This window comes from Halolamina salina, from assembly GCF_042678005.1.
Taxonomy (GTDB): Archaea; Halobacteriota; Halobacteria; order Halobacteriales; family Haloferacaceae; genus Halolamina; species Halolamina salina.
The window spans coordinates 3,895-7,642 of record NZ_JBHUDH010000017.1 but is presented as its reverse complement, the minus strand read 5'-3'; the positions used below and the strand labels follow the sequence as shown (position 1 = coordinate 7,642).

Below are 3,748 nucleotides of genomic sequence, written 5' to 3'. Positions count from 1 at the left end.
GCCCACGTCACCGTCGATCGGGAGGTCGAGGTCGAGGCGGCGTTCGATGCGGCCGAGGCCGCCGGCGACGACGCCTCGCTCACCGACGTGTTGCTGCTCGCGGTGTCGGCGACGCTGGACGAACACCCCGAGTTCAACGCCACCTTCGACGCCGACAGCGAGACGCACACGCTGTACGAGGAGCACAACATCGGGATCGCGGTCGACCTCGAAGGCGGCCTCGTCACACCGGTCATCCCCGACGTGGGCGGGAAGTCGATCGACGAACTCGCCCGACAGCGAAGCCGGCTGACCGAGCGCGTGCTCGACGGCGAGTACGACGGCGACGACCTCAGCGGCGGGACGTTCACGGTGTCGAACCTCGGCGTCGTGGGCAGCGACTCGTTCACGCCGATCATCAACCCCCCCGAGATCGCGATCCTCGGCGTCAACCGCGTCCGCGAGCGCCCGGTCAACACCGACGCCGGCATCGAGTTCCCCCGACACATCACGTTCAGCCTCTCCTTCGACCACCGGGTGGTCGACGGCGCCGACGCGGCGCGGTTCCTCGTCACGCTCGACGAGACGCTTGCCGACGCGGAGAAACTGCTCGACTGATCGCCCCCGGATTTTCTGTTGTGTGGTACCACGCAACGTAGATTTATGCGCCGTCAGTCACACGACCGGACGATGACGAAACTCCTGACGGGCCAGACGGCGGTCGTGACGGGCGCGGCGAGCGGGATCGGGCGCGCGATCGCGCTCGCGTTCGCCGGCGAGGGCGCGGACGTGGTCGTCGCCGACCTCGACGCGGAACCACGCGAGGGCGGGCAGCCGACCGCCGAGCGTATCCGCGACGACACCGACGCCGACGCGACGTTCGTCGAGTGTGACGTGTCCGACCCGGACGCCGTCGAGGGCGCGATGGACGCCGCCGAGGCGTTCGGCGGCGTCGACGTGCTGGTGAACAACGCCGGCGTCGTGCGGGTGGAGTCGCTGCTGTCGGTCACCGAAGCGGAGTACGATCAGGTGATGGACGTGAACGTCAAGGGGACGTTCTTCGGCGCCCAGCGGGCCGCCCGGCGGATGGCCGAGGGCGACGGTGGCTGCATCATCAACATCTCCAGCATCGCCGGCCTCGAAGGCGCCGGCGACTACGTGACCTACTCCACCTCGAAGGGTGCGGTCCGGCTGATGACGTACGCGCTGGCCGACGCGCTCGGCGACGAGAACGTCCGGGTCAACGCGATCCACCCCGGCCCCGTCGACACGGGGCTGATGCGGGAGGACCTCGGCACCGACCCGGACGGCGAGAACCCGTTTCTCGCAGGGGTCCCCCGCGGACGGATGGGCGAACCCGAGGACGTTGCCGACGCCGCCGTGTTCCTCGCGAGCGACCGCGCGGATTTCGTCAACGGCTCGTCGCTGGTCGTCGACGGCGGGATGGTCAACACCCGGGGACAGCTCCTCTCGGAGTGAGGCGAGAATCGGCCGGAATCGCCCCGCTACCAAGCTTTTTATGCTATCTCCGCTCATTCCTACGCGTTAATCATTATCATGCCACAGTTCGACTTGGATTCAGCCGACGACAGGCGGAAGGCCCTCCGGAAGATGCTGCTGATACGGGAGTTCGAGAACCGGGTCAGCGAGCGGTTCGCGGACAACGAGATTCCCGGGTTCGTCCACCTCTCGCAGGGGCAGGAGGCCGTCGCGGTCGGCGCCTGCGGTGCGCTCGACGACGACGACTACGTCACGAGCACCCACCGCGCCCACGGTCACAGCCTCGCGAAGGGGCTGGAATCGGATCGGCTCATGGCCGAACTCTACGGCAAGGAGGCAGGCTACTGTGGCGGACGAGGGGGGTCGATGCACGTCGCCGACCTCGACACCGGGATGCTCGGCGCCCAGCCCATCGTCGGCGCCAGCGTCCCGCTGGGCACCGGGGCGGCGCTCACGGCCCACCTCCGCGACGAGGACTGGATGGCGATCGCGTTCTGTGGCGACGGTTCCACGGCCGCCGGACAGGTACACGAGGCGATCAACCTCGCGGCGACGTGGGGGCTGCCGATCGTCTTCGTCATCGAGAACAACCAGTACTCCGAGGGGATGGTGTTCGACGAGCAGCACAACATCGAGGACCTCGCGGACATGGCCGCGTCCTACGGGATCCCCGGTGAGATCGTCGACGGGCAGGACGTGGAGGCGGTCAACGACCTCGTCAACGATGCCCGCGACCGCGCGCTCGCCGGCGACGGGCCGACGCTGATCGAGGCCAAGACGTACCGCTACCGCGGCCACTTCGAGGGCGACGAGGAGCCTTACCGGTCCGAGGAGGAGGTCGAGGAGTGGAAGCGTGAACGCGACCCGATCGAGAACTACCGCGAGCGGCTGCTCGCGGAGGGCGTGATCGACGAGGCGACGTTCGAGGAACTACGTGAGTCGGTCGTCGAGGAGATCGACGCCGCCATCCAGTTCGCCCGCGACGCCGACGAGCCCGACCCGGAGGACGCCTACGACGACGTGTTCGCCGAGCCCGTCGACGACGTCGAGCGGTTCCACGATCGGCTCCGCGCCGACGGGGGTGGAGAATGAGCGGCGAGACCGAGCGACTGAGCCTCCGCGAGGCGATCCGCTCGGCGCTCCGGGAGGAGCTGCTCCGGGACGACGACGTGTTCATCATGGGTCAGGACGAGGAGGACGGCGGCTCCTTCGAGGTGACCGCCGGGCTGCACGACGAGTTCGGCTTCGACCGCGTGCGGAACACGCCGATTAGCGAGGCGGCACAGATCGGCTCGGGCGTCGGCGCCGCCGCGACCGGGCTTCGGCCGGTCGTGAACCTCAGCTTCTCGGACTTCATCGGCGTCTGCTACGACCAGGTGATGAATCAGGCCGGAAAGACCCGCTACATGTTCGGCGGCGCGAGTTCCGTCCCCATGACGATCCGGGCGATCGAGGGCGCCGGACTCAACGCCGCGGCCCAGCACTCCGGGACGGTCCACTCGATGGTGTCCCACCTCCCGGGGATCAAGGCGGTCGCCCCGGGCACGCCCGAGGCGGCGAAGGGGCTGATGAAGTCCGCCATCAGGTCGGACGACCCGGTGGTGTTCTTCGAGAACAAGACGATCTACGAGCGCCGGGGCGAGGTGCCGGTCGACGAGGAGTTCACCGTCCCGCTGGGCGAGGCAAGCGTCGAACAGGAGGGCGACGACGTGACCGTCGTCGCCACCCAGCGACTGCTCGGCGAGGCGCTCGCGGCGAGCCGGGAGTTCGACGACCTCGGCATCGAGGTGATCGACCCGCGCTCGCTCTACCCGCTGGACACCGACACGATCGCCGACAGTATCGAGAAGACGGGGCGGCTGGTCGTCGCCGACGAGAGCCCGCTCTCCTACGGGTTCCACGCAGAAGTGTTCGCGCGGTCGGCCGAGGACGCGTTCTGGCACCTCGACGCGCCGTTGCAGCGCGTCTGCGTCCCCGACACGCCGATTCCCTTCTCGCCGACACAGGAGGACGAGGTCGTGCCCGACGCCGACGACGTGCGCCGCGCGATCGAACGCACGCTCTGAGCCGCCTCAGCGGTTCACGGTGTGTATCGCCTCGCCGTCGACGTTCGCGGCGGCCTCCATCAACGCCTCCCCCAGCGTCGGGTGCGCGTGGACGGTGTGAGCCACGTCGGCCGCGGTGAGTTCGTTCCGAACCGCGAGCGTCAGTTCGCCGATCAGCTCCGACGCCTCCGGGCCGACGATCTGGGCGCCCAGCAGCGTCCCGT

General features: G+C 68.9%; 4 protein-coding genes and 1 pseudogene. 4 read left to right on the top strand and 1 reads right to left on the bottom strand.

The window, feature by feature from the left end; all coding sequences use genetic code 11:
- The 4 genes from ACFR9S_RS02390 to ACFR9S_RS02375 form a co-directional block, all read left to right on the top strand.
- The coding region (locus ACFR9S_RS02390; protein WP_379817988.1) for a 2-oxo acid dehydrogenase subunit E2 at positions 1–597 on the top strand (597 nt) is incomplete at its 5' end.
- A 72-nt stretch (positions 598–669) separates the two neighbouring features.
- A complete protein-coding gene (locus ACFR9S_RS02385) occupies positions 670–1,458 on the top strand; it encodes an SDR family oxidoreductase (protein ID WP_379817987.1) in 789 nt (262 codons plus the stop codon).
- Between the two features lie 78 nt (positions 1,459–1,536).
- Positions 1,537–2,571, top strand: coding sequence for a thiamine pyrophosphate-dependent dehydrogenase E1 component subunit alpha (locus tag ACFR9S_RS02380; protein ID WP_379732280.1), 1,035 nt, complete (start codon positions 1,537–1,539; stop codon positions 2,569–2,571).
- A complete protein-coding gene (locus ACFR9S_RS02375; RefSeq protein WP_379817986.1) occupies positions 2,568–3,545 on the top strand; it encodes an alpha-ketoacid dehydrogenase subunit beta in 978 nt (325 codons plus the stop codon). The genes ACFR9S_RS02380 and ACFR9S_RS02375 overlap by 4 nt, the downstream gene beginning before the upstream one ends.
- 6 nt (positions 3,546–3,551) lie before the next feature.
- On the opposite strand, the pseudogene ACFR9S_RS02370 reads toward ACFR9S_RS02375, so the two are convergent.
- Positions 3,552–3,748 (bottom strand): annotated as a pseudogene (locus ACFR9S_RS02370) (dihydrolipoyl dehydrogenase); the annotation flags it as partial.

Coding starts and splice junctions, on each gene's coding strand:
- ACFR9S_RS02385 (WP_379817987.1), top strand. CDS start 670: ATGACGAAACTCCTGACGGGCCAGACGGCGGTCGTGACGGGCGCGGCG.
- ACFR9S_RS02380 (WP_379732280.1), top strand. CDS start 1,537: ATGCCACAGTTCGACTTGGATTCAGCCGACGACAGGCGGAAGGCCCTC.
- ACFR9S_RS02375 (WP_379817986.1), top strand. CDS start 2,568: ATGAGCGGCGAGACCGAGCGACTGAGCCTCCGCGAGGCGATCCGCTCG.